We start from the raw sequence: 24,152 nt of genomic DNA, 5'->3' as shown, positions 1-24,152 counted from the left end.
TCTGATAGCGACTGGTAGGGACTCCTGGAGAAGGTGTTCCACCTGATAGACTATTCCTACCCATGGGGGGGCAGGGCTGGGACCCAGCACAATCAGAGGAGACACCGGATGAAGGTACCCATGCATTCGTTGGGAACAGGGTCGGACGATGAAACGCGCGAGCCCATCTGGGGAAGCAAGTTGGGGTGGGTCGTTGGGACGGATGAGGCGGGAATGCTGCTGGTGGACTTCGAGGGAAATCGCACCGGCCGTCCGTTGGCTGCCCGGCGCACGGTTCCGTTGGAGCCCGAGGCGCTGCGGGATGCCATTGCTACCCGTCAGCGGGCGGTATTGCTCTTCGAAAATGGAGATCCCTTGATGCCATTGGTGGTGGGGCTGGAGCAGACACCCAGTTCCACGCCGTTGCTGGACGCAGTCCTTGCGCAGTCCGCGCCCATCGAGGAGCAGCCCGTGGAGGCTCATGTCGATGGCAAACGAGTCGTCATCGAGGGCCAGGATGAGATTGTTTTGCGATGCGGCCAGGCCAGCATCACCCTGCGGCGCAATGGCCGGGTTGTCATCAAGGGGACCCAGATCGAAAGCCACGCCTCGGGCACCCACCGCATCAAGGGTGGCTCGGTGCAGGTGAACTGATCCATGGCATCCCCGCTGATGGACATCTACGAGGAGCACCTGGACGAGGCGAGCTTCCTCTGGGTGCAGTGGAATCGCGCCCTGGTGGCGCCAGACTATTCCCTGGAGGACGTGGCCTCGCTGGAGGAGCGGCTGCTGGCTCACCTGGACGGGCTGGTGGTGGGCGGCGAGGCCGTGGCCAGGGAGTTGCTGTTGCCCGCGTTGGACTCGGAGGACCCGCCGCGCATCTCCGCTGCGCTCTGGGCGCTGTTGGCCGAGCCCGGACGCCTGGAACTGGCCGAACTGGTGAAGCGGGTACAGGCCGCCGCTCCCGAAGGGCCGCTCGCCCCCCTCGGGCGGGCGCTGGAGCTGAACGGACGGCCGGAGGTGGGCGAGGCCCTGCTGTCATTGCTGAAGACCCCGGAGCCCGTGCTCCAGGCCTGGGCCCTCGAGGTCCTCGCTTCCAGGGGTCAGCTCCCTCGCGGTGTCGAGGTGGAGTTGCTCGGGCACCCGGACGCCCGGGTGGTGGTGGCCGTGCTCCGCGGTATGCCGTCCTTGCCCCGGGACGTGGCCTCGCGCGAGCTGCCCCGATTGCTGGCGGACTCGCGTCCTGGCGTGCGGGAAGCCGCCATCGCGGCGGGGATGATGTCTGGAGTGCATGCCGCCTGGGAGGCGTGCCGCAAGGCGGTGGATTCGCGCACGAAGGTGGATCGGATGTCGCTGGTAATGCTGGCGCTCGGTGGCGACGAGCGTGACCTGGTGCGGCTGTCGGCGTGCACCGGGGCGGAGGCGATGCGCGAGAACGCCCTCTGGGCGCTGGGTTTCAGTGGCCGAGTGGAGGCCGCCGAGGCGTGCCTGGAGCTCATGGGGCCGGGACCCGTGGCGGCCCTGGCGGGCGAAGCCTTCAGTGCCATCACCGGGCTGAAGCTGGAAGGCGCCTACGCGAGGGAGGGGAAAGAAGAAGAGCCGTTGCCCCCGCTCGTGGAGGACCTTTCGCGGGATCTGGAGCCTCGGCCGGAGGATGCGCTACCGGTACCGGCAAGAGAGGCGGTGGCCGCGTGGTGGTCGGAATCTCGGAAGGACTTCGCCCGTGGCACCCGCTACCTGCGCGGGCGCGCGTTCAGTCTGGACGGCCTGCTGGAGGAACTGGAGCAGGGCCCCATGCGGCGACGGCACGTGCTCGCGTTGGAGCTCTCCCTCCGCAGTCAGGGGGCGTGTCAGCTCCAGACGCGGGCCTTCACGCAGCTCCAGCATACCGGGCTGGTGCAGGCCCGGGAGATGCGCGGACGTCTGTCGGCATCTCCCTTCCTGCGCATGTTGGGCAGCTGAGACTCAAACCCGCCTCGACGCTGAGCGCGGCGTGGGAGGAGTGGAACCCCACTCCTCCCAGCGCGCCACTACGCGGTCGGCGCCGAGGGCTTCTCGTCCTGCTGGGACTCGCCCGTCGCGGGTTGCTCGGCAGGGGTGCTGGACTGCTCGGCGGCGGCGACGGCCTGCTGCTGCGCGGCCTCGGCGGCGGTGCGGGCCTGTGCGGCCTCCTCCACCTTCCGATCGCTGGCGGCCATCTCGTCCGGCGTCAGCTCCGTGCGCTCGGCCAGCATGCCCGTCTTCTTCTCCAGGTCCTTGATGGCCCGGCGCAGCAGATCACGCTCCAGCAGCGTGCGGTTCAGGCGCTTCTCCAGCGCTTTGTACTTGTCCTTCACCAGCTCCAGATCGTTCTTGCTGGCGGTGAAGATGCGCTGCTGCGAGTCGGCACGGCCCTTGACGCGCTTGAGCTCGCGCTCCAGCTCGGCGGACCGGCTGCGCTCCTTGTTCGCCGTCGCCTCCAGCCGCTCCATCTTCTCGCGGTCGGCGTCGTTCAGATCACGGTAGCGGCGCTGCCCCTTCTCGGCCGCGGGCTCGGCGGCGGCGGGCACCACGGTCGTGGTCGCGGTCACCACCCGCTCCTCCGGCTGCGCGGGGGCGGACAGCTGCTGCTGCGGCGCCGGCGTGGCGGCCACGGCGGGAGCGGGAGCAGGAGCAGGAGCAGGTGCGGCGGCGGGAGCGCCACCCCGGCGGCCACCCCGGCCCATCTCGGTCTCGGCCTTCAGCCGAGCAATCTCCGCCTCGGCCTGGGCCAACTCGCCCCGGACGACCTCGAGCTGCGTGGAGGCGGTGCGCTCCACCTCGAGGCGGGCCTTGACCAGGTCCTTCTCGCCCTTCTCCGATTCCTTCTGCTCGTAGATCTTCCGCTTGGCCTGCTTGAGCTGCTCCTTCACATCCTGGAGCTGCGTACGCTGTTCATCCAGCTCCTTGCGCTTGCGCTCCAGGTCGGCCTCCAGACGCGCGCGCGCCTTGGTGTCGGACTCCAGCTCGGCCTTGACGGGGTGCGTCGAGGAGGGGAGCGCCGCGGCCTGCTTCGAGCCAAAGAGCAGCATGCTGAGCGTGATGAGGAAGCCCAGCGAGACGACGATGAGGAGTGCTACCAGCACGAGGGAAACCTCCGGGGATGATGCAAAAAGCGGCGCAGCCTAACGTTCGGAGGCGGGACGTCAATAGGTCTCGTCGCTCGCCCATCGTCCAGCGGACCTGGCCCCACCTCGCCCGTCCACCCCTGCAGAGCTGCGATCCGCTGCTCAAGTTAGGAGTCTGGGTGGCGGAGTGCTCGAAGGGCCCGGATGGCGGTGAGTGGGGCAGGGGGGCTTTCTCCAAGCACTGGAAAAAAGGTAATGCTGGAGGGCTCGCGCGCACCTTCTGGAGGGACCCCCGCGTCATGGCGCATCTGGAGCTCATTCCCAAGGACAACATCTCCAGCTTCCGCAAGCTCGCCATCGGAAGCTGGAAGACCGCGTACGACCCGACCGTCTACGGGACGATGACGCTGCGGATGGACAAGGCGTTGGCCTACATCGAGGCCTTCCGCCAGAAGACGGGCATCCGCCTCACGGTGACGCACCTGCTGGTCAAGGCCATGGCCGAGGCGCTGCGCCGTTGCCCGGACGCCAACGCCATCCTGCGCTTCAACAAGATCTACCTGCGCAAGCGGGTGACCGTCTCCACGCTGGTGGTGCAGACGGATGGCGGGAAGGTGGACCTGACCTCGGCGAAGCTCGACGACGCGGAGCAGAAGTCGCTGCGGGAGATCGCCGCCGAGATGGAGGCGGCGGTGCAGCGGGTCCGCCAGCGCAAGGACGAGATGATGGAGAAGGGCAAGGGGAGCATCCAGAAGATCCCCTACATGTTCCTCAACGTCTTCACCTGGTTGATGTCCTTCTTCATGTACACGCTGAACTGGGACATGACGTGGGCGGGCATGCCCCGGGACGCGTTTGGCTCGGCCATCATCACCAACGTGGGCTCGCTGGGGCTGGACACGGCGTACGTGCCGCTGGTGCCCTACACGCGCGTGCCCATCTTCATCGCCCCGGGCGCCATCAAGGACGCGGCGGTGGTGGAGGACGGGAAGGTGGTGCCGGGGAAGGTCATGAACGTGAACGCCTCGTTCGATCACCGCTTCATCGACGGCTTCCACGCCGGCATCCTGGCCAACACGCTGCGCGAGATGCTGGAGAACCCCTTCGCGCACTTCGACAAGCTCGACGAGGTGGCCCCCGCGCTGCCGGCCGAGACCCCGCCACCACCGGCCTCGGCCGCGGGGTAGGAGCCCCACCCGGCCGGATGGGCGGGGCCCCGTCACGTCCGGAGCCTCAAGCCCAGGCGTTGCTCCAGCCGCGCGAGGAGCTCAGGCGGCCCCTCATCTCGCGCAGGCGGCGCACCCGCTCGGCGATGGGCGGGTGCGTGGAGAAGAGGTGCATGATGGCACCGCCCGACAGCGGGTTGACGATGAAGAGGTGCGAGGTGGCCGGCGCCCGGTCATAGGGCATCAGGTGCACGCCCTGCTCCAGCTTCATCAGCGCACTGGCCAGGGCATCCGGGTCTCCCACCAGCTCCGCGCCGGTGGCATCCGCGCCGTACTCGCGCGAGCGGCTCACCGCGAGCTGCAGCAGGGTGGCGGCGATGGGCGCCACCAGCAGCACGCCCAGGTTGCCGAGCGCGTGGCCGAGCCCGTCCTCGTCGTCATCGCGGCTGAGCATCGAGCCGCCGAACCAGAAGAGCATCTGCGCCGCGTAGCTGATGACGCCCGCCAGCGTGGCCGCCACGGTGCCGATGAGGGTGTCGCGGTTCTTCACGTGCGACAGTTCGTGCGCGAGCACGCCCTCCAGCTCCCGCTGATCCAGCAGGTCCACGATACCGGCCGTCACCGCCACGGCGGCGTGCTCCGGGTTGCGGCCCGTGGCGAACGCATTGGGCGTCCGGGTGGGCAGCAGGTACAGCTTCGGCTTGGGGAGGCCCGCACGCGCGGCCAGCCGCTCCACCATCTGGTGCAGCCACGGTGCCTCGGCGTACTCCAGGGGTTGCGCCCCGTGCATGGCCAGGGCGATCCGATCGCTGAACCAGTACGACACGAAGTTCATCACCACGACGAAGAAGCCCGCGACAACGAGCCCCTGCGGGCCGCCCAGGCGCTCGCCTACCCACAACAGGAGCGCCGTGAGTCCCGCCAGCAGCACCGTCGTCTTCAGCGCGTTGCTCAGCCGGTGTCCCCAGCCGCTCCCGCGCAGGCCCTCTTGGGGCATTGACGATCCATACCTCGCGCCAGCACTCATGACGTTGCCTTGCCTTTCCTTTCCCTCTCTCGGGGTCGGGAACAACGTAAGCAGGCGGCGGGACGCGTCAAACGTGCCGGGTGGGGCTAGAGGTAGAAGCGGTCCACCACGCCCGCGGTCCTCTGGAGGATGGCGCTCCAGCCGACCCAGCCGTCGAGCGGACCCTTGTCGGCCAGGGACTCGGCCCCCAGCGCGCCCAGCGAGCCCGTGCACCCCTGCACCGTGCACAGCCCGGACTCACGCAGGTGCTCCAGCAACTGGCGCAGGGTGGGGATGCGGCGCGACTCGAAGCGGTCCACCACGTCTTCTCGCGGAGGGTGGAAGTCCGGCTCGTCCAGGCGACCCTGGAGGAAGCGCTCGAGCGCCCACCAGAAGAGGTACACCTCCGCGCGCCGGCCCGACGCCACCGCGGCCGCGGCGATGGCCAACCCCTGGTGCACTCGGTCATAGTCTCCACTGTGCAGGAAGACCGCCACCTTGGACGCGGGCGTGCTCACGCCCGCCCTCATACCGTCCGCTCTCTCCAACCGTCCACCCGCACCCGGTGTAGGGCTCCGTTGAACAGGCGTGGCTTGCGCCTGCCTGCCCTACTTGCTAGGGATTCGAGGATATCGGACACTCTCGTCGTTCTTGTAATTTTCCAGGCACATGGTTCCTAAACAGGGCAGGCGGGATGTGACGGGTGAGGAGGCGACCGCGAAGCGCAAGGACGCCCACCTCGACCTGTGCGCGACCGGAGACGTCGAGCCGGCGGAGAACAGCACGCTGCTGGAGTACGTGCGGCTGGTGCACTGCGCGATGCCGGAGCTGGCCGTGGAAGAGGTGGACCTCTCCACGGAGTTCCTAGGCAAGAAGATTCGCTACCCGCTGCTCATCACCGGCATGACGGGCGGCACGGAGCGGGCCGGGGTGGTGAACCGGGACCTGGCGCTGCTGGCCGAGCGGCACGGGCTGGCCTTCGGGGTAGGCAGCCAGCGAGCCATGGCGGAGAACCCGAAGGCAGCGGAGTCCTATGCCGTGCGTCACGTGGCGCCCACGGTGCCGCTGCTGGGCAACATCGGCCTGTACCAGGCGATAGAGCTGGGCGTGGACGGGGTGCGGCGGCTGGCGGATGCCATTGGCGCGGACGGCATGGCGCTGCACCTCAACGCGGGCCAGGAGCTGACCCAGCCCGAGGGCGATCGGGACTTCCGCGGTGGGTACAACGTGGTGGAGGGGCTGGTGCGCGCCTTCGGCTCGCGCCTGCTGGTGAAGGAGACGGGGTGCGGCATCGGCCCCGAGGTGGCGCGCCGGCTGGTGGACCTGGGCGTGCGCAACGTGGACGTGTCGGGGTTGGGCGGCACTTCGTGGGTGCGGGTGGAGCAGCTGCGCGCCACGGGCGTGCAGGCCCAGGTGGGCGCCGAGTTCTCGAGCTGGGGCATCCCCACCGCGGCGGCCATCGCCTCCGTGCGCAGGGCCGTGGGTCCGGAGCCGCGTCTGGTGGCCTCGGGTGGGCTGCGCACTGGACTGGATGCGGCGAAGGTGCTCGCACTGGGAGCGGATCTGGCCGGGATGGCGCTGCCTCTCTTCCGGGCCCAGCAGGCAGGCGGGCTGGAAGGGGCCGAGCAGGCGCTCGCCATCATCCTCTCCGGCCTTCGCCAGGCTCTCGTGCTGACAGGCAGCCGGAACTGTGGGGAACTGAGGCAGAAACCCCGCGTCATCATGGGCCAGTTGAAGGACTGGCTCTCGGCGCTGTAGGGATTATTCCCGCGACCCCGAATTCGCCCTTCCGTAGCGGAGATACGAATGTCTGAAACGCTGACGTCCCGGTTGTCTGGCTTCCACAAGCTGTCGATGGTCGAGCGCCACGAGAAGCTCGCTCAGATGCTGGGGCTGGATGAGATGGACCTGGCGCAGCTCCAGGGCATCAGTGCGCTCCAGCCGGGCCTGGCGAACCAGATGATCGAGAACGCCGTGGGCACGTTCTCGCTGCCGCTGGGGCTCGGGCTCAACCTGCGGATCAACGAGCGGGACTACCTGGTGCCCATGGCGGTGGAGGAGCCGTCGGTGGTGGCCGCGGTGTCCTTCGCCTCGAAGATCGTCCGCGAGGCGGGTGGTTTCACCGCCGAGGCGGATGGCCCCATCATGATTGGCCAGGTGCAGCTCACCCGCTACGGGGATCCCACCGAGGCGACGAAGAAGATCCTCGCGGCCAAGGAGGCCCTGCTCGCGCTGGCCAACAGCTTCCACCCGTCGATGGTGAAGCGCGGCGGTGGGTGCAGGGACATCGAGGTGCGCGTGCTCCCGGCCCCGGAAGGCCCTCGGGGCGAGCCGCTGCTCGTCGTCCACTTGATCATCGACACGCAGGACGCCATGGGGGCCAACCTCATCAACACCATGGCCGAGGGCGTGGCCCCGCTGCTGGAGCAGCTCACCGGCGGCAAGGTGTTCCTGCGCATTCTCTCCAACCTGGCGGATCGGCGGCTGGCGCGCGCCACGTGCCGCATCCCGGTGGGGGCGCTGGCGGACTTCGACCTGCCGGGCGATCTCATCGCCGAGGGCATCTACCAGGCGAGCCGTTTCGCGCTGGCCGATCCATACCGGGCGGCCACGCACAATAAAGGCATCATGAACGGCATCGACTCGGCGGCCATCGCCGCGGGCCAGGACTGGCGGGCCATCGAGGCGGGTGCGCACGCCTTCGCCTGCCGGGATGGGCAGTACCGGCCGCTGTCGACGTGGCACGTGGATGATGGGCACCTGGTGGGCCGCATCGAGCTGCCCATGGCGCTGGGCATGGTGGGAGGCCCCATCAAGGTGCACCCGGGCGTGCAGGTGGCCATGAAGATTCTTCGCGTGGAGTCCGCGCGCGAGCTGTCGATGGTGTTCGCCGCGGTGGGGCTGGCGCAGAACTTCGCGGCGGTGCGGGCACTGGGCTCCATCGGCATCCAGAAGGGCCACATGGCGCTGCATGCGCGGTGCGTGGCGGTGACGGCGGGAGCGCGGGGCGACTGGGTGGAGAAGATCGCCGAGCTGCTGGTGACGGCGGGTCACGTGAAGGTGGAGAAGGCGCGGGAAATCATTGCCTCGCTGTCGGCCGAGGACTTCCGCGCGGCCACCGGCACCGAGAGCTGAAACCCCCCTCTCCTTCGGGAGAGGGCCAGGGTGAGGGCCAAGGACATTCATGGAAACGAACAACACTGCTCCCCTGACCGGCTTCGGCGCTGGCAAGGTCATCCTGCTGGGCGAGCACAGCGTGGTGTATGGCTACCCGGCGCTGGCCGGTCCGCTGTCGCGCGGAGTGACGGCGCGCGGTGAGCCGGCGGCCCGGTGCCAGCTCGTCATTCCGGAAGCGCTGACGGGCGAGCAGCGCAAGGTACTGAAGGCGGCCTTCGGGCGGGCGATGGCGGCGTGCGGCGAGCCCGGAGTGAAGGTGTCGTTCGACACGGAGCTCCCGCTGTCCATGGGCCTGGGCAGCTCCGGAGCGCTGTCGGTGGCGTGCGCGCGGGTGCTGCTGCAGGCGGCGGGACGCAAGGCGACGGCCACCGAGGTGGCGGCCGTAGCGTGGGAGATGGAGCAGGAGTTCCACGGGACGCCGTCGGGGGTGGATCACACCACGAGCGCCATGGAGCAGCTCATCCTCTACCGCCGCAAGCCGGGCACGGATCAGGGGAAGGCGAAGGTGGTGGAGAGCCCCAAGCCGGTGAAGCTGGTGGTGGTGATGGCGGGCGCGCGCAGCCCGACGAAGCAGACGGTGGGTGCGCTGCGCGAGCGGCAGAAGCGCTGGTCGGAGCGCTACCAGCGCATCTTCCGGGAGATCGGCCTGCTGGCCTCCGAGGGCGCCGAGGCCGTGGAGGAGGGGGACGTGGAGGCGCTCGGGGACGTGATGAACGTCAACCACGGCCTGCTCGCGGCGCTGGGCCTGTCCTCGCCGGGCCTGGACGACATGGTGCACCGGCTGCGCAACATGGGCGCGCTGGGCGCCAAGCTGACCGGGGCCGGAGGGGATGGTGGCGCCGTCATCGGCCTCTTCCAGGACACGGGGCCGGTGGTGCACGAGCTCACGCGGCTCGGCATCCGGTGCTTCGACAGCCAGCTCGCGGGACCGCGCACAGATGGCGCCCGGGGGGCGGCATGAAGGCGACCGCCCGGGCTCATCCGAACCTCGCGCTGGTGAAGTACTGGGGCAAGCGCGACGACGCGCTCATCCTCCCGCACCAGTCCAGCCTGTCGATGACGCTGTCGCCGCTGTCGGTGCGGACGACGGTGGCCTTCGGCGTGGGCTCGGCCGACGAGGTGGAGCTCAACGGCTACGTGGCCAAGGGCAGCGAGCGCGACCGTGTGCTGCGCGTGCTGGACGCGGTGCGCGCCGAGGCGAAGGACGCGAAGCTCGGCCCGGCGAGGATGGTGTCGCGCGGGGACTTCCCAGCCTCCGCGGGCCTGGCGAGCAGTGCGGCGGGCTTCGCGGCCCTGGCGGTGGCGGCTCGCGCCGCGGCGGGGCTGCCGGCGGATCCGAAGGCGGCGAGCATCCTGTCCCGGTTGGGCAGCGGCTCGGCGTGCCGCAGCGTCCAGGGTGGCTTCTGCGAGTGGATGCGGGGCGAGCGCCCGGATGGCACGGACAGCTACGCGGTGCAGCGCTTCGACGAGAAGCACTGGCCGGAGCTGCGCATGGTGGTGGCCATCGTCAGCCGTGACGAGAAGGAAGTGAAGTCGCGCGACGGCATGAAGAACGCGGTGGAGACCAGCCCGTACTACCCGGCGTGGGTGAAGGATGCCGAGGCCGAGGTCGTCCGCGCCCGTGAGCTGATCGCCCGGAAGGACCTGCAGGCGCTCGGGGACCTGTGCGAGCGCAACGCGTGGCGGATGCATGCCACGTCGCTCGCGGCGGATCCTCCGCTCTGCTACCTGATGCCGAAGACGCTGGAGCTGATCCACTCGCTGCGCGAGCAGCGGAAGAAGGGCGTGCCGGTGTGGTTCACGCTGGACGCGGGGCCCAACCCCTGCATCCTGACGGACGCGGCGAACGAGGTGGCGGCGGAGGCGGTGGCGAGGGCGTGCGGGGCCACCGAGGTGGTGCGGTGCGTGCCGGGCGGTGACGCGGCGCTGCTGGCGGAGCACCTCTTCTGATGGAACGCGCGCTCTCGGCCCCGGGGAAGCTGTTCGTCTCAGGCGAGTACGCGGTGCTGTGGGGCGGCGTGTCGCGCGTGGCGGCGGTGGGCCCGCGGACGTCGGCGCTGGTGCGGCGGCGCTCGGACAGCCAGGTGCACGTGTGCGTGGAGGAGGGGACGCTGTCGGGGCGCACGACGCCTCGGGGCGTGAAGTGGGAGCGCGAGGTGCCTCCGGGTTTCTCCTTCGTGGCGCGCACGTTGGACGAGGCGCTGCGCCTGCACGGGCGCGAGTCCGTGGGCTTCGACCTGGCGGTGTCTCCGTCGGCGGTGGGGCCCAACGGGCGCAAGCTGGGCATGGGCGGCAGCGCGTGCGCCACGGTGCTCGCGGCGGACGCGGTGCGCTTCGTGCTGGAGGAGAAGTTCGACGCGCTGAAGGTGGCGCTCGTCTCCCACGCGGCGGCTCAGGGTGGGAAGGGCAGTGGCGGCGACGTGGCCGCGAGCTTCGCGGGCGGTGTGGTGCGCTACCGGCGCTATGAGGTGGCGGGGCTCATCGAGGCCTCGAGCGCTGGCGGCTACCGCGCGGCGCTGGATGTGGCCCCCACGGTGGACGTGTGGCGGCTGCCCGTGCCCCGGGTGTCCCTGGGGTATGCCTTCACCGGGGAGAGCGCCTCGACGCGGGTGCTCATCTCGCAGGTGGAGGCGAAGATGGGCGAGGCGGGGCGCCGGGCCTTCGTGGAGCGCTCGGACGCGCTGGGACATGAGATCGAAGTGGGCCTCGGCGGAGGGGACTTCCGCGCCTTCTCCGAGGCCGTGCGCGAGCAGCACGCGCTGCTCCAGGAGCTGGGCCCGCTGGAGACCGAGCCGATGCGGCGGGTGCTCGGCATGGCGTCGGCGTACGGGTGCGTGGGCAAGCAGTCCGGCGCCGGAGGCGGAGACGGGTGCATCCTGTTCGCCCCGGACGCGGAGAAGCGGGCCGCGCTGCTGGAGGGCATCCGTGCGCGGGGCTTCCACACGCTGGAGCTCGAAGTGGAGCCAGGCGTGCGTGGGGAGGCCCAGCCTGACGCGCGGCTGCGCTCCTGGCTCGACGCCCTGCGGTGAGCCGCGGCGCGAGGGTCTGACCCCCACTCTGTGTGGCCGGTCGCCAGGAGGACGGCGGAGCGGCCCGTCCCCTGGGAGGTTGTCAGGTTCGAATCGCTATACGTGGGTTGCGCGCCAGGAGCGCAGGGAGAGCTGCCCGGCTCTCCTGGCGGGCAGGAGCGACAGGGCCGCCACGACGAGTCCCACGATGATGCTGTTCACGGTGGATCCCCCCTCACGGCTGTAGCCGAGCAGGAATGGCGAGACCACGAGCCACAAGCCGAGTGCGGTGTCGACGAAGCGGAAGGCCGGAATGGAGTCGGCCACCAGCACGAAGAGGAAGAGGCAGAGGCCCACGGTGACGGTGTTGGCCCGTGCCGCTGGCGAGTCGAAGCCGAGGATCAACGGTGCGACGACGAGCCAGGCGGACAACAGAAGGTTCAACCAGCGGGCCCTCATGACGGCCTCCTTGTGGCGATGACGTGCCTGAAAGGTGCGGCACGGGACACCTCGCGAGCGAGCCCATGCGCCTGGTGGGCTCTCTCCTGGTGAGGAAGGACTCGAGGGAGCGTTCGCGCGCCATCTCTGCTTGGATGCGGGAATGCGTCAGAGGACTCCTTCCCTGTTTCTGCTCGTGTCGCTCGCCGCCCTCATGGGACTTCCAGGAGGAGTGGCGAAGGCCTCCGCTGAACCCCGCGCGCCCACGAAAGAGGAGCGGGCCCGTTACCCGTGGCTCTCCGCGGAGCGCTCCATCCGCCCGCTCGCCGAGGCGATTCCTCCTCCGTCCGGCTACACGCGGGTGGCGGTCGAGGACGGTTCCTTCGGGGCGTGGCTGCGGGGCCTGCCCCTGCGTCCGGCTGGCACCCCGGTGCGGGACTTCCAGGGAGGGCAGGTGCTGGCGGGGGATGCTGACGCGCTCGCGGCGGTGGCCGAGCTCGATGTGGGCTCGGCGAACATCCAGCAGTGCGCGGATTCCATCATCCGTCTGCATGCCGAGTGGCTGTGGTCGCGAAGCCAGAAGGATCGCATTGCGTACCACTTCACCAGTGGGCACCTGGCCTCGTGGACCCGCTACGCGGCCGGAGAGCGTGCCCGGGTATCCGGCTCCAAGGTGACGTGGGTGAAGAGCGGGCCGGTGGATGGCTCGCGCGTCGCGTTCCGTGGATACCTGGACCTGGTCTTCACCTACGCGGGCACGCTGTCCCTGGCCGCTGAGGCGCAGCGCCCCAAGCGCGAGGACGTGCGCCCCGGGGACTTCTTCGTGTTGGGAGGAAGCCCGGGGCATGCGGTGCTGGTGCTCGACGTGGCGCGCAACGCGGAGGGCAAGCGGGTGGCGCTGCTCGGCCAGGGGTTCATCCCGGCGCAGGACTTCCACGTGCTCTCCCCGGGCGAGGACGGCCCGTGGTTCTCCCTGGAGGGCAACGAGGTGGCGACGCCCTTCTGGAAGCCCTTCCCCTGGTCCGCGCTCCGCCGGTTCTAGGGGGCGCCACGACCGGTTCAGGCGGGGTCAGGCCAGCTCCAGTGACCGCGCCTCGTGCCGGCCCTCGGCGGTGCCGTCCACCAGCACTCCATCGGCGATCCGCACCACCCGGCGGGCGCGGCGCATCACCCGAGGGTCGTGCGTGGAGAAGAGGAAGGTGACGCGCCGGGTGCGGTTGAGCTCCTCCATCAGGTCCAGGATCTGCTCGCTGGTGGCGGAGTCCAGGTTCGCGGTGGGCTCGTCGGCGAGCACCAGCTGCGGCTGGGTGACGAGCGCCCGCGCGATGGCCACGCGCTGCCGCTGGCCGCCGGACAGCTCGTCCGGGCGGTGGTGCAGGAACTGCGACAGCCCCACGTCCGCGGCCACGCGCTCGGTGCGCTCGCGCAGCGTCCGCCTCGGCTCGCCGGCGATGAGGCAGGGGAACTCGATGTTCTCCAGCACGTTCAGCACGGGGATGAGGTTGAAGGACTGGAAGATGAAGCCGATCTTCCGGTTGCGCAGCTCGGCCAGGTCGTTGAAGTCGCGGTCCCCCACCTCCTCGCCCTCCAGCCGGTACGAGCCGGAGGAGGCTCGGTCGAGCAGTCCGATGATGTTGAGCAGCGTCGTCTTGCCGGACCCGGAGGGGCCCATCACGACGGTGAACTCGCCGCTCTGCACCTCGAGGTCCACACCGCGCAGCGCGGTGACGGTGGTCTTGCCCAGCTCGTACGCCTTGTGGATGTTTTTCAGCTGAATGAGGGCCATGGTTGGCTCCTTGGGGGAATGCGGGTCAGAAGAAGAGGCGGGCGCTCAGCAGGGCACGCCAGTCGGAGGCGGAGAGACTGGCCTCGGTGATGCGCTGGCCGGCCACCTCGGCGGCGAGGGACTTCACGCCGGGCAGGGGGATGAAGGCGGAGGCGGAGAGGGTGAGCCACTCGCGCGCGCTCCAGGACACCTGCGGGATGAGCTGGCCGGAGAGGTCTCCGAGGTTCACCACCGCCGAGGCGCCGAGGACAAAGTCATCCGCCACCTGGGGCTTGCTGTATTGCAGCAGGAGGTAGTGGCGGCGCAGCGGCTCGAAGGTGAACTTTTGCGGCGAGCCGGGGTCCGCGGCGGCGCCCGTGGGACTGAGGCGGGCGGTGAGCGCCTCGGCCTGCTCGGGCGTGAGCTGCGCCAGCAACTGCCGTCCCTGGCCCAGCAGCCCCACGTAGTCGGCGAACTCGCGAGCGCTGTAGCCCTCGCCGTTGAAGTAATACTCGGCGGACAGCATGGCGTTGTCCTCGAAGAGATAGCGCGCCCCCACCAGCACCTTGGCGCGCACGCCGCGGTCATCCACGTGCGTGCGTGCCAGAGGCGGCGTGCCGGACACCGTGCATCCGAGGAGCGCCTCGGTGCTCGTCGTGCACGCGGGGGCCGCATACAGCCGGGAGGAGCCCGTCTGAGCCAGCGCCTCCAGGTGCACCTCGGTGGCGCCGAAGACGCGCGAGAGGGACAGGCCCACCCGGCTCTTCTCCCGGAAGGGATCGTTGTAGAGGTGGGTGAAGTGGTAGGTGAGCGTGACGTCCGTGTCCGCCACCAGGGCGTAGAGACGCGCGGCCGCGGCCCAGTGCGCCTCGTTGTCGCGGTCGTCCAGCGCCGGGTTCTGCACCGCCTCGGAGGTGGGGTAGTCCGGGTAGACGAGCAGCGAGGTGGGCAGGCCCGCGTACTGGCGCAGCACCTTTGCCGCGCCCACCAGCGACACGGTGAAGCGCTCGAAGGGCATCTCCACTCGCGCCAGCCACGCGCCCGCGCGCTGCCCGGCCGGGTCGGTGGGATCCTTGGGTGGGTTGAGCAGGTCCGTGGGGTTGAAGGCCATACCGCTGCCCCACACCACGCGCTTCTTGCCCAGGGTGAGGTGCAGGTGGGGCGCGGCCTCCCAGGCGGCGAACAACTCGCTCACCACGGCCGAGGGCCGGTAGAGCGGAACGTCCTGCTCGGACAGCACCACTTCCTCGCCCCGCGTATCCACGCCGCGGAAGAGGCCCGCCCACTGCCAGTAGAGGGACAGGTCCGCGCCGGCCGACAGCCCCGGGCCGTAGCGCAGCTTCACCTGCATGTTGCCCTCGCTGAGGTTGGCCAGCGCGGGCACTCCGGTGGTGGGCACCAGTCCCGCGGAGGATACGTGTGAGCCGGTGAAGCGCGTGTCCAGGTAGCCCGTGGTGGTGGCCTCCAGCTTCGTCTCCGGCTCCGCCTCCGGAGCGGCCTCCTCCTGCGCATCGGGCGCCTCGGCCTCGGGGGCCGCCGTCTCCTGGGGGACGGTGGCCAGCAGCAGCAGGGTGAGCAGGGCGTTCATGGTGGGACTCCGGGAGAGTGGGGGCGGGGAGAGGGATCAGCGGCCCAGGTCGTCGAGGACGAAGCGGCCGGCGGCGGGCTGCACGCGCACGTCGAAGGCGTCGACGGCCAGCTCGCTGAAGCGCTTGATGGCGATCATGTTCTTCATCACCACGCGCGAGGGGCGCCTGACGCCGTTGAAGCTCTTCACTTCGAGGAACTCGGCGGCGCGCAGCAGCTTGGCGCTCGCGGTGTAGAACTCGCCCTTGAGGGGCATGACGTCCTTCTTCGCCACCCACAGCTTGATGCGGTCATAGGCGGCGTCCTCCGTCTTCGCCTTGAGCTCGAGCAGGTACGCCTCCGGCATGGACGGGTCCTCCACCACCTGGGCGGAGTAGTCGCGGGCGTAGTTGGTGCGCAGGACATCGGCGTTGTTGAAGTCGCCGCCCTGGAAGGAGTCGCGGTTGGCCATGCGCACCGCGCGCTTGAGGTTGGGCATGTACAGCCATGCGTTGTCGCCCTGGCGCAGGATCTCCTGCCCTCGCGCGGCGGCCGGCTCCTGGAACCAGATGCGAGCCTTGTCGTCGCCGGCCTTCAGCATCCGCATCTTGTAGGCGCGGGTGGAGCCGTCATCGCGGTGGGCCACCATCGTCATGGTGGCCTCGAAGTCGGTGGGCCCCATGATGGCGTCGTACTTCTGGAGGAGCTCCTCCGCGCTCGGGGTGGCCGCGCCGGCGGCCAGGGGCAGCAGGATGAGCAGGGACAGCAGCTTCAGGTGTGTCTTCATGGTCTTGTTCCTCGGGAAACCTGGGAGGGGAAACGTCACGCTCCGCGCAGGGCCTCCACGGGGCGCAGGCGCGCGGCGCGCAGGGCGGGCGAGACGGCGGCGAGGATGGCGCCCACGGTGGTGGCCACCACCGCGATGGCCACCTGGTAGCCGGCCACCTCGGGGATCAGCGTGAAGGTCTGCGTCTTGTCGATGGGCAGGGTGAGCCCGCCCTTCGCCACCGCGAGGGCCACCAGTCCGTAGGCTCCCCCCACGCCGAGCACGGCGCCGAGCAGCGCCTGCATCACGGCCTCCAGGACGAAGAGGAGGGCAATCCTCCCGCGCCGCACGCCCACCGCCATCATGGTTCCAATCTCGCGGGTGCGCTCCAGCACGCTCATCAGCAGCGTGTTGGCCACGCCGAAGATGGCGATGATGAGGAAGAGCGCGCCGATGGCCAGCAGGATGGTGCGCTGGATGCGGATGGTCTCGCCCACGGCGGGCTGCAGCTCGCGCCAGGTGCGCACCTCGTAGTCCGCACCGAGCGCCGCGCGCAGGCCGACGGCCACCTGATCCACGTCCGCGCCCTCCTCCACGGCCACCACGTACTCGGTGGCCCGGCCCCGCATGCGCAGCAGCTCCTGCGCGAAGGGGAGGGGCACGTAGAGGACGCGCTTGCTCTGGGCGAGCAGGTTGCCCGACAGCGTGCCGGCCACGTCCACGTCCAGGACGTTCTCCTTGCCTCCCTTCGTGGTGGCCTGCAGGGTGAGGGAGGCGCCCGGATCGGCGCCGAGGGCCGTGGCCAGCTCGCTGCCCATCAGGGCGCTGCGGGGGGTGTCGGCGGAAAGGCGGGTGCCGCGCACCTGCTGGGTGGCCCACGGCAGCACCTGCTTCTCGCGCTCCGGGTCGATGCCCTGGGCCATGAAGATGGTGGCGGAGCTGCCGTTGCTCACCAGGCCGGAGAAGACGAGCCGCGGAGTGACGGCGGCCATGCCGGGGACGCGGCGCATGGCGTCTTCCAAGGCGCCCCCCTCCTCGAGGTCCAGCTTGAGCGGTTGGCGGTCGCGCTGCTCGAAGTAGCCCTTGTGGTGCACCTGCAAGGCGCCCACGGAGGACTTCACCGTTTCGTCGATGAGGTAGCGCTGCGTGCCGTGGATGAAGGCGCCGATCAGCAGCGTCATCAGGATGCCGAAGGTGACGGCGCCGGTGGTGAGGGCGCTTCGGGCCTTGCTGCGGGCCACGTTGCGCACGGCGAGCATCAGGAGCGGAGTCATGGGGTCTCCAGGTTTCCAGGTTTCCAGGGGGAGGGGCGGGTCAGCGGCCGGCGAGCGCCTCAATGGGGCGCAGGCGGCTGGCGCGCCAGGCGGGATAGAGGGAGAAGACGGCCGCGCCGGCAGTGGCGAGCAGGACGATGCGCACCAGGTAACCCACGTCCACGTAGGGGCGGATGTCGAACGGGACGCTGATCGTGGGGGCGTTGAAGATGATGCCGCGGTGGTTCAGCCACGCGCTGAGGCCGGCGCCGAGCAGCGCGCCCACCGTGCTCCCCAGCGCCCCCAGGACCACCGCCTCCGCGACGAAGAGGCCCATCACCTTCCCGCGCCGGAGGCCCACCGCCATCATGGTGCCGATTTCGCGCGTGCGCTCGAGCGCACTCATCAACATGGTGTTGGCCACACCGAGCAGCATCAGCACCAGGAAGACGGCGGCGATGAGGCCCATGGAGGCGTCGTTGCGCGCCTGGCTCTCCTTTACCTGAACGAAGATGTCGTCCCAGGTGTGGACCTCGTACTCGGGGCCGAGCGCCTCACGCAGGCGGGCGGCCACCTGGGGGGCCTCCTCCAGCTGGTGCACCGCCACGGCGAGCTCGGTGGCGCGCCCCTCCATGCGCAGCAGACGCTGGGCGAGCGCCAGCGGAACCACGGCCGCCTTCGGCTCGCCGGGCATCACCGAGCGGGTGGCGCCGGTGACGTGCACCAGCTCGCCGTTGAGGGTGCCGTCGCGATCCGGAGCGAGGAACACCGCCTCGCTGCCCTGTTGTGTGCCGAGTGCGTTGGCCACCGCCTCGCCGAGCAGGACGCCGTCGGTGGAGTCGAAGCGCGAGCCCGGCACGAATGTGCTCGCGCGGCTGGGGCACACCGTGCTCTCGGCGGTGGGGTCCATGGCGGTGGCGGCGAGGAAGAGGCTCTCGTCGTTGGCGTTGAGGGAGCCGGCGAACTGGATGCGCGGGGACACCGCCTTGACGCCCTCGACGGCGCGCACCCGTGCGAGGAAGGCCTCGTCGATGGCGAAGTCCATGGTCAGCGGGGTGGAGAGGACGTTGTCGAGGTAGCCCGCCCGGTGCACCTGCAAGGCTCCGGTGGCGCTGGCGGTGATGTTCGTCACCATGGCCCGCTGCAGCCCGTTCATCATGGCGCGGGTGAGCACGGCCGCCCCCACGCCCACCAGGAGGGCCGCGAGGGTGATGAGGGTCCGGCGGCGATTACGGGCGACGTTGCGAAGGGCAATGCGGAAGAGGGGCCACATCGAGTGCTCCAGGAGGGCTGGCCAGCGCACCGTCGCTGGCGACCTGGGCCACCCCATGAGCACCTCACATGCCAACGCCTCTCTCCCTCTGGGAATGGAACGGGGTGGGGGAACTGGCTGTCCGGACCTCCGTCACCCCCTGGGGGGCGGGGTGCCGGGTTTCCGGACAGCGCCCTCGTACGAGCGAGCGGGCCCATCCGGGCGAGGGGGCACGAAGGGCGTGCATCCGACTTGCAGCTCGGACGTAGGATGAAGAAGTCCGTCCCCCGAGGAGACGCCGTGAAACCCTCCCCCGCCTCCCCGCCACTGAGCGGCCTCGATCAGGTGTCGCGCGAGGCCTTCGCCCGCCTCTTCATGCGCATGGGGCGCGTCCGCATCTACATGACGCCGCCGTCCCTCTTCCTCCTCCTCTATTTCCTCGTGCAAGAGCCGGCGGTCTGGCGCAAGTGGCTGCTCGGGGGGCTGCTGGGACTCTTCGTGGTGGTCGAGGGCATCGAGCTTTACCACTACCTGCGCCGCACGCCGCGCCAGGAATTCCAGTTCACCTACGCCATCGGCGTCGGCCTCCCGATTCATGGGTGCCTGCTCCTGGTGACGGGCGGGCTCGAGGGGCCGCTCACGCCGGTGCTGCTCCTCGTGAGCTTCTTCATCACCCTCTTCACCACCACTCGAGGTGCATGGGTTCTCGCGCTCTTGTATGTGGCGACGCTGTGGGGGCTGGCCGTGGTCTCCTTCACCGGAGTGGTGCCGGACCTGCTGCCGCAGCTCTACGGGGGCGGTGCACGGGCCGGGCACAATAACGCCCTGCTGCTGTCCTACGTGACGGTGCTGAGCGTGCTGGTGGCGTTCTCTGCCGGCGTTGGCTCCCTCCTGCGGGGCGTCTTCCAGGGCATGGCGAAGGACGCGCTGGACGCGCGCGACGAGACGCTGCGCACCCACACCGAGGCCCTCAACGCGCTCACCCTGCTCAGCGGGGAGATTGCCCACGAGCTGAAGAACCCGTTGGCCAGTGTGAAGGGCCTGGCCGCCATGGTGGCGCGAGACGTGGAGGGCAAGCCGGCCGAGCGCCTGGCGGTGCTGCGGCGCGAGGTGGACCGGATGCAGGAGATTCTGGAGGGTTTCCTCAACTTCTCCCGGCCCCTGCTCCCGCTCAACGAGCAGCGCACCTCGCTGGAGGGGTTGTGCCGGCAGGTGGTGGAGCTGCATGAGGGCATGGCGAGCGAGCGGGGCATGGGCCTGCGCCTCTTCGCCGAGCGGCCGGTGGCTGTCCGGTGCGATCCACGCAAAGTGAAGCAACTGCTCATCAACCTGGTGCAGAACGCGCTGGAGGCCGCGCCACGCGGGAGCGAGGTGGAACTGGTGGTCCTGCCCACGCCCGAGGGAGGCGGACGGGTGGAGGTGCGTGACCGGGGGCCGGGGATCGCGCCCGAGGTGCGCGAGCGCGTCTTTGAGCCGGGTGTCACCACGAAGCCCCAGGGCAACGGGCTGGGGCTGGCCCTGGCGCGGGCGCTGGCGCGGCAGCACGGCGGCGAGCTGGAGCTCCACCCGCGAGAGGGCGGCGGCTGTGTGGCCGAGCTGGTGCTGCCCGCGGAGCTGGTGCCTCAGCAGGCGAGGACGGAGGCCGTGGCATGAAGGCGCGAGTGCTGGTGGCGGACGACGACGCGGGCGTGCGCTACACGCTGCGTGGGCTGCTCGAGGACGACGGGCTCGAGGTGGAGGAGGTGGGGGACGGAGAGGCCGCGCTGCGGCGGCTGGCCGCGGAGCCCCCGGTGGACCTGGTCATCAGCGACCTGCGGATGCCGAAGGTGGACGGAATAGAACTGCTGCGCCGGGGGCGTGCGCTCTCGCCCGTTCCGCGCGTCATCCTCATCACCGCGCACGGCAGCGAGAGGCACGCGGTGGAGGCGATGAAGCTCGGCGCGCTGGACTACTTCCGCAAGCCCTTCGAGGTGGACGACGTGCTGGTGGTGGTGCGCCGGGTGCTGGGCACCCTCGCGCTGGAGGCGAAGAACGAGCAGTTGGCGGGGGAGGTGAACCTGCTGCGCTCGCTCGTCTTCGTCTCGGAGGCGATGAGCCGGCTGGCGCTGCTGGTGAAGCGGGTGGGGCCGCGCGACGTGACGGTGCTCATCACCGGCGAGAGCGGCACGGGCAAGGAGCGCATCGCCGAGGCGCTGGTGCGCGCCTCTCCCCGGGCGGACCGGCCCTTCGTGCGCTTCAACTGCGCCGCCCTCACCCCCGAGCTCGCGGATGCGGAGTTGTTCGGCCACGCCCGGGGAGCCTTCACCGGGGCGGTGCGTGCGCGGCAGGGCCTGTTCCGCGAGGCGGACGGCGGCACGCTGCTGCTGGACGAGGTGGGCGAGCTGGAGCCGGCCACCCAGGCGAAGCTGCTGCGCGTGCTGCAGGAGGGCGAGGTGCGGCCGGTGGGGGAGGATCGGGCCTGGCCGGTGGACGTGCGCATCCTGGCGGCCACGCACCGGGACCTCGCGCAGCGGGTGAAGGAAGGGCGCTTCCGAGAGGATCTCTTCTACCGGCTGAAGGTGGTGAACCTGCACGTGCCGCCCCTGAGGGAGCGGCCGGAGGATCTCGCCGCGCTGGCGAAGCACTTCCTCACGCGCTTCGCCGAGCGCTTCCACGTGCCGGCGGTGCAGGTGACGCCGGAGTTGATGGCGCGGCTGACGGCGTGGAGGTGGCCGGGCAACGTGCGTGAGCTGGAGAACGCCCTGGAGAGCGCGGTGGCCATGAGCCCGGACGGGACATTGGACCTGTCGCTGCTGCCAGGAGGGCCGGAGCAGGAGCGCCGCGAGGGAGCGCCGCGAGCGGGCCTCAAGGAGAAGGTGGAGGCCTACGAGCGGGCGCTCGTCGTCGCCGCGCTGGAGGAGGCGCACGGCAACCGCAGCGAGGCGGCGCGGCTGCTGGACATCGGCCGAGCCACCCTGCACGACAAGCTGAAGAAGTACGGCCTGGTGCACGAGGGAGAGGCGGAGTAGGGCGGCGCCGGGCCCGGTGCCCTGTGCTCCAGTGCACTGTCCACCCCCTACCTTCCCGCCCGCTCGTATCCCCTACGGGCGGTCCTGGCTCACAGTCTGCTCCCGCACCGGCCTCTCGTTTAGGTTGGAGATTGTCATGTCCCATGCGGCGAAAGCAGGGCGGCTCCGTACCCCCTGGCGGCCCGTTGTCGTCTATGCCGTGGTCGCCGTGCTGTGGATCACGTTCTCGGACATGCTCACCGCGTTGGTGGTGGGGGGCGTGGGCCACTTCACCCTGGTGGAGATCCTCAAGGGCTGGGTGTTCGTCGCCGCCACCTCGGGCCTGCTGTACGCCCTCATCCGGCGGGACACCCTGGCCCTGCGTCGATCCGAGGCTCGTCACCGGGCGAGTCTGGAGTGCATGGCCGACGCGCTCTATCTGATCGACTCCCAGGGGCGGATCGTGGAGGCGAACAGGGCCATGCGGACGTTGTTCAAGCTGGAGGGGGGCAGGGTGCCGGAGGATGTCCAGCACCTGGTCGAACTGTTCGACATCCGCCGTCCGGATGGGAGCCGGGTGCCGAGGGACGAGACGCCCAGCCGGAGGGCTTTGAGGGGTGAGACGGTGCTCGAGGAGGAGTTCCAATTCCGGCGCCAGGACGGAGAGCTGCACTACATCCATGTGACTGCCTCCCCGGTCGTCTCCGAGGCGGATCCATCGCCCATGCTGGCGGTGGTGATGGTCCGCGACGTGACCGAGCTCAAGCGCCTGGAGCGGATGCGGGACGAGTTCCTCTCCATCGCCGCCCACGAACTGAGGACGCCCATCACCACCATCAAGGGGTATGCGCAGCTCCTGGACCGCTGGACGCCGGGCGGGCACGAGCCTCGAGAGGGCAAGGCCTTTCAGATCCTCAGCCGCCAGAGTGATCGGCTCAGCGAGCTGGTGCAGGAACTGCTCGAGGTCTCCCGGCTCCAGCTGGGCCGGTTGGAGCTGCGGCGCCAGCGTTTCGAGCTGGGCGAGCTGGTGAGCGAGGTGCTCGATCGGATGGAGGGCGTTTCATCCCGGCACCGGCTCGTGCTCCACCGGGAGGGTCCCGTGTTCGTCGACGCGGACCGGGACCGGATCGAGCAGGTGCTGACCAACCTGGTCGACAACGCCATCAAATACTCGCCCGGGGGCGGAGACATCGAGGTCTGGGTGAGGAGCCGGGGCTCCTTGGCGGAAGTGTCGATCCGGGATCAGGGAATGGGGATTCCCCGGGAGCGGCAGGGCCAGGTCTTCGAGCGCTTCTACCGCGCCCATGCCGGGCTCGGGAGTGACCGCGGCGGAATGGGGATCGGTCTCCACCTGAGCGAGCAGATCCTCCAGCGCCACGGCGGCCGTATCTGGTTCGAGAGCGAGGAGGGGAAGGGCTCGACCTTCTCGTTCAGCCTGGCCCTGGCGGAGCAGACGGCCGACGCCCATCCGTGAGGCCCGGGCCCTCAGAACATGTGGCCGAAGTTCAGGTAGATGCGGCTGCGGCCCGACTCCGGGGACATGGCCCAATCGAACCGCACCACCGCGGCGCGCCGGGTGAGCCGCAGACCGGCGCCCAGGCCCGGGTGCCACATCCACCACGGACCGTCCGCCACGTTCGGGTGCCACACGCGTCCCAGGTCCACGAAGGCCACGCCGCCGACGATCACCGGTGAGCCGAACAGCTTGAAGTCGAAGGCCCGGACGCGCAGCTCCGTGTTCGAGAACGCCTTGATGTTGCCCGCGAACCGGTTGCGCTCGATGCCGCGCACGGTGCTCATGCCGCCAATGCCCTCGGAGCTGCTCACGCCGCCCGTGTTCACCCACTCGAAGAAGGGCACCTCGCCGAACAGCGCGTCCAGCGTCAGCCGCTGCGCCAGGACGAAGCGCGGGCCCAGCTGCCAGAAGCGCCGCTCGCTCAGCGTCACGCCCGCGTACTGGTAGCGGCTGCCCGTGGCGCTCCCCGACACCCGCAGGGCCAGCTCCTCCACACCGCCGCGCACGGGATCCGACTCGTTGTCCCGAGTGTCCCAGAGCACGCCCGCCATGATCTGCCCCGTGGGCCCTCCCTCGATGCCCACCGGCTTGAGCTGCGCCAGCGCCGAGACCTCGAAGGGATCCACCTGCGTGTACCGCCACGAGTAGCCCACGTAGGTCTGGAGCGGGTGGTCCTCTCCCCAGGGATGGCCGCGCAGGCGCACGAACGCGCTCGGCGAGCCCTTCTTGTAGTTGTAGAACTCCTGGCTCTCGTCGCCGTTGAAGCCTTGAGCGGACACGTTGCCCGGCCCATAGAAGGGGCTGTGCAGCTCGCGCCGGTACTCCAGGCGCGCCTCCAACCGTAAGGGGCCGATGAGCTGGGGCCCGTCGTAGCGCAGGTAGTGGTTCTGCTGGCCGCGGCTGGTGAACATGGCCTGGACGGCGATGCCATGCCGGTACGGCTTATGTCCCGGCGCGTACACGTAGGCGCCGGCCACACCGCCATAGGTGAAGCCCAGGTCCGAGTTGTAGCTCACCAGGGGCAGGACGATGGCGTCCACGCCCCGCTCCTTCTTCGAGGATTGTTCCGCCGGGGCCGGACTCGAGGCCGAGTCCGTGGTGGTGGAGAGGGCGCTCGGGGGCGCGGTGGGGGCAGTGGCCAGCGTTGTCAACAGCAGCGCGGTCGTGAGCATCAATCTTCAAGGTGC

General features: G+C 70.0%; 22 protein-coding genes. 12 read left to right on the top strand and 10 right to left on the bottom strand.

Annotated elements, in window-relative coordinates; genetic code table 11:
* Positions 1–108: 108 nt before the first annotated feature.
* Together DAT35_RS18285 and DAT35_RS18280 are read left to right on the top strand one after the other, a co-directional pair.
* The gene (locus DAT35_RS18285; protein WP_108068301.1) at positions 109–633 is read left to right on the top strand and encodes a DUF6484 domain-containing protein; all 525 of its coding nucleotides are present in this window, start codon (positions 109–111) and stop codon (positions 631–633) included.
* A gap of 3 nt (positions 634–636) precedes the next feature.
* Positions 637–1,941 carry a TIGR02270 family protein gene (locus DAT35_RS18280; RefSeq protein ID WP_108068300.1) on the top strand — a complete coding sequence of 435 codons (1,305 nt, stop codon included), beginning with the start codon at positions 637–639 and terminating at the stop codon, positions 1,939–1,941.
* Between the two features lie 68 nt (positions 1,942–2,009).
* On the opposite strand, the gene DAT35_RS18275 is transcribed toward DAT35_RS18280, so the two are convergent.
* Positions 2,010–3,080 (bottom strand): cell envelope biogenesis protein TolA, encoded by a 1,071-nt coding sequence (locus DAT35_RS18275; protein WP_108068453.1) that lies wholly within the window; start codon positions 3,078–3,080, stop codon positions 2,010–2,012.
* A 284-nt stretch (positions 3,081–3,364) separates the two neighbouring features.
* Between DAT35_RS18275 and DAT35_RS18270 the strand changes: the two genes are divergently transcribed.
* On the top strand, positions 3,365–4,252 hold the full coding sequence (locus DAT35_RS18270; protein WP_108068299.1) for a 2-oxo acid dehydrogenase subunit E2: 888 nt from the start codon (positions 3,365–3,367) through the stop codon (positions 4,250–4,252).
* Between the two features lie 46 nt (positions 4,253–4,298).
* Here DAT35_RS18270 and DAT35_RS18265 read toward each other — a convergent pair whose 3' ends face one another.
* Entirely contained in the window at positions 4,299–5,228 is a 930-nt protein-coding gene (locus tag DAT35_RS18265; RefSeq protein WP_233261538.1) for a zinc metalloprotease HtpX, read from the bottom strand.
* A 116-nt stretch (positions 5,229–5,344) separates the two neighbouring features.
* A complete protein-coding gene (locus tag DAT35_RS18260) occupies positions 5,345–5,755 on the bottom strand; it encodes a hypothetical protein (RefSeq protein ID WP_233261537.1) in 411 nt (136 codons plus the stop codon).
* Positions 5,756–5,906: 151 nt separating this feature from the next.
* Between DAT35_RS18260 and fni the strand changes: the two genes are divergently transcribed.
* The 5 genes from fni to DAT35_RS18235 are packed head-to-tail and all read left to right on the top strand — an operon-like array spanning position 5,907 to position 11,443.
* Positions 5,907–6,995: a type 2 isopentenyl-diphosphate Delta-isomerase gene (fni, locus tag DAT35_RS18255; RefSeq protein WP_108068297.1), complete on the top strand. Its 1,089-nt coding sequence runs from the start codon at positions 5,907–5,909 to the stop codon at positions 6,993–6,995.
* Positions 6,996–7,043: 48 nt separating this feature from the next.
* Positions 7,044–8,372: a hydroxymethylglutaryl-CoA reductase, degradative gene (locus DAT35_RS18250; protein ID WP_108068296.1), complete on the top strand. Its 1,329-nt coding sequence runs from the start codon at positions 7,044–7,046 to the stop codon at positions 8,370–8,372.
* 49 nt (positions 8,373–8,421) lie between these two features.
* Positions 8,422–9,375 carry a mevalonate kinase gene (gene mvk / locus DAT35_RS18245; protein ID WP_108068295.1) on the top strand — a complete coding sequence of 318 codons (954 nt, stop codon included), beginning with the start codon at positions 8,422–8,424 and terminating at the stop codon, positions 9,373–9,375.
* The gene (gene mvaD / locus DAT35_RS18240) at positions 9,372–10,364 is read left to right on the top strand and encodes a diphosphomevalonate decarboxylase (protein WP_108068294.1); all 993 of its coding nucleotides are present in this window, start codon (positions 9,372–9,374) and stop codon (positions 10,362–10,364) included. The genes mvk and mvaD overlap by 4 nt, the downstream gene beginning before the upstream one ends.
* A complete protein-coding gene (locus DAT35_RS18235) occupies positions 10,364–11,443 on the top strand; it encodes a mevalonate kinase (RefSeq protein WP_108068293.1) in 1,080 nt (359 codons plus the stop codon). The genes mvaD and DAT35_RS18235 overlap by 1 nt, the downstream gene beginning before the upstream one ends.
* Positions 11,444–11,539: 96 nt before the next feature.
* Here the strand turns inward: DAT35_RS18235 and DAT35_RS18230 are convergent, their stop codons facing one another.
* Positions 11,540–11,881, bottom strand: a complete 342-nt coding sequence (locus DAT35_RS18230) for an SPW repeat protein (protein WP_108068292.1) — start codon at positions 11,879–11,881, stop codon at positions 11,540–11,542.
* Positions 11,882–12,074: 193 nt separating this feature from the next.
* Between DAT35_RS18230 and DAT35_RS18225 the strand changes: the two genes are divergently transcribed.
* The gene (locus DAT35_RS18225; RefSeq protein ID WP_233261556.1) at positions 12,075–12,902 is read left to right on the top strand and encodes a DUF4846 domain-containing protein; all 828 of its coding nucleotides are present in this window, start codon (positions 12,075–12,077) and stop codon (positions 12,900–12,902) included.
* 27 nt (positions 12,903–12,929) lie between these two features.
* Here the strand turns inward: DAT35_RS18225 and DAT35_RS18220 are convergent, their stop codons facing one another.
* Genes DAT35_RS18220 through DAT35_RS18200 form a run of 5 tightly spaced genes read right to left on the bottom strand, consistent with a single transcriptional unit; the run spans position 12,930 to position 18,483 of the window.
* Positions 12,930–13,646, bottom strand: coding sequence for an ABC transporter ATP-binding protein (locus DAT35_RS18220; protein ID WP_108068291.1), 717 nt, complete (start codon positions 13,644–13,646; stop codon positions 12,930–12,932).
* Between the two features lie 25 nt (positions 13,647–13,671).
* A complete protein-coding gene (locus tag DAT35_RS18215) occupies positions 13,672–15,213 on the bottom strand; it encodes a hypothetical protein (RefSeq protein ID WP_108068290.1) in 1,542 nt (513 codons plus the stop codon).
* A gap of 36 nt (positions 15,214–15,249) precedes the next feature.
* Positions 15,250–15,978, bottom strand: coding sequence for an outer membrane lipoprotein-sorting protein (locus tag DAT35_RS18210; protein ID WP_108068289.1), 729 nt, complete (start codon positions 15,976–15,978; stop codon positions 15,250–15,252).
* A 35-nt stretch (positions 15,979–16,013) separates the two neighbouring features.
* Positions 16,014–17,231 (bottom strand): ABC transporter permease, encoded by a 1,218-nt coding sequence (locus DAT35_RS18205; protein WP_108068288.1) that lies wholly within the window; start codon positions 17,229–17,231, stop codon positions 16,014–16,016.
* Between the two features lie 40 nt (positions 17,232–17,271).
* Positions 17,272–18,483, bottom strand: coding sequence for an FtsX-like permease family protein (locus tag DAT35_RS18200; RefSeq protein ID WP_158501765.1), 1,212 nt, complete (start codon positions 18,481–18,483; stop codon positions 17,272–17,274).
* Between the two features lie 279 nt (positions 18,484–18,762).
* Between DAT35_RS18200 and DAT35_RS18195 the strand changes: the two genes are divergently transcribed.
* The 3 genes from DAT35_RS18195 to DAT35_RS18185 all read left to right on the top strand — a co-directional run bounded on the left by DAT35_RS18195 (position 18,763) and on the right by DAT35_RS18185 (position 22,923).
* Positions 18,763–20,115: a HAMP domain-containing sensor histidine kinase gene (locus DAT35_RS18195; RefSeq protein ID WP_158501764.1), complete on the top strand. Its 1,353-nt coding sequence runs from the start codon at positions 18,763–18,765 to the stop codon at positions 20,113–20,115.
* Positions 20,112–21,470, top strand: a complete 1,359-nt coding sequence (locus tag DAT35_RS18190) for a sigma-54 dependent transcriptional regulator (protein ID WP_108068285.1) — start codon at positions 20,112–20,114, stop codon at positions 21,468–21,470. The genes DAT35_RS18195 and DAT35_RS18190 overlap by 4 nt, the downstream gene beginning before the upstream one ends.
* 136 nt (positions 21,471–21,606) lie before the next feature.
* Complete coding sequence (locus DAT35_RS18185; RefSeq protein WP_108068284.1) at positions 21,607–22,923, top strand: cell wall metabolism sensor histidine kinase WalK; 1,317 nt, start codon at positions 21,607–21,609, stop codon at positions 22,921–22,923.
* Positions 22,924–22,934: 11 nt separating this feature from the next.
* Here DAT35_RS18185 and DAT35_RS18180 read toward each other — a convergent pair whose 3' ends face one another.
* Positions 22,935–24,137 (bottom strand): BamA/TamA family outer membrane protein, encoded by a 1,203-nt coding sequence (locus DAT35_RS18180; protein ID WP_108068283.1) that lies wholly within the window; start codon positions 24,135–24,137, stop codon positions 22,935–22,937.
* Positions 24,138–24,152 lie beyond the last annotated feature (15 nt).

The organism is Vitiosangium sp. GDMCC 1.1324, assembly GCF_003044305.1.
Classification (GTDB): Bacteria; Myxococcota; Myxococcia; order Myxococcales; family Myxococcaceae; genus Archangium.
This window is presented reverse-complemented; position numbering and strand designations above follow the sequence as displayed.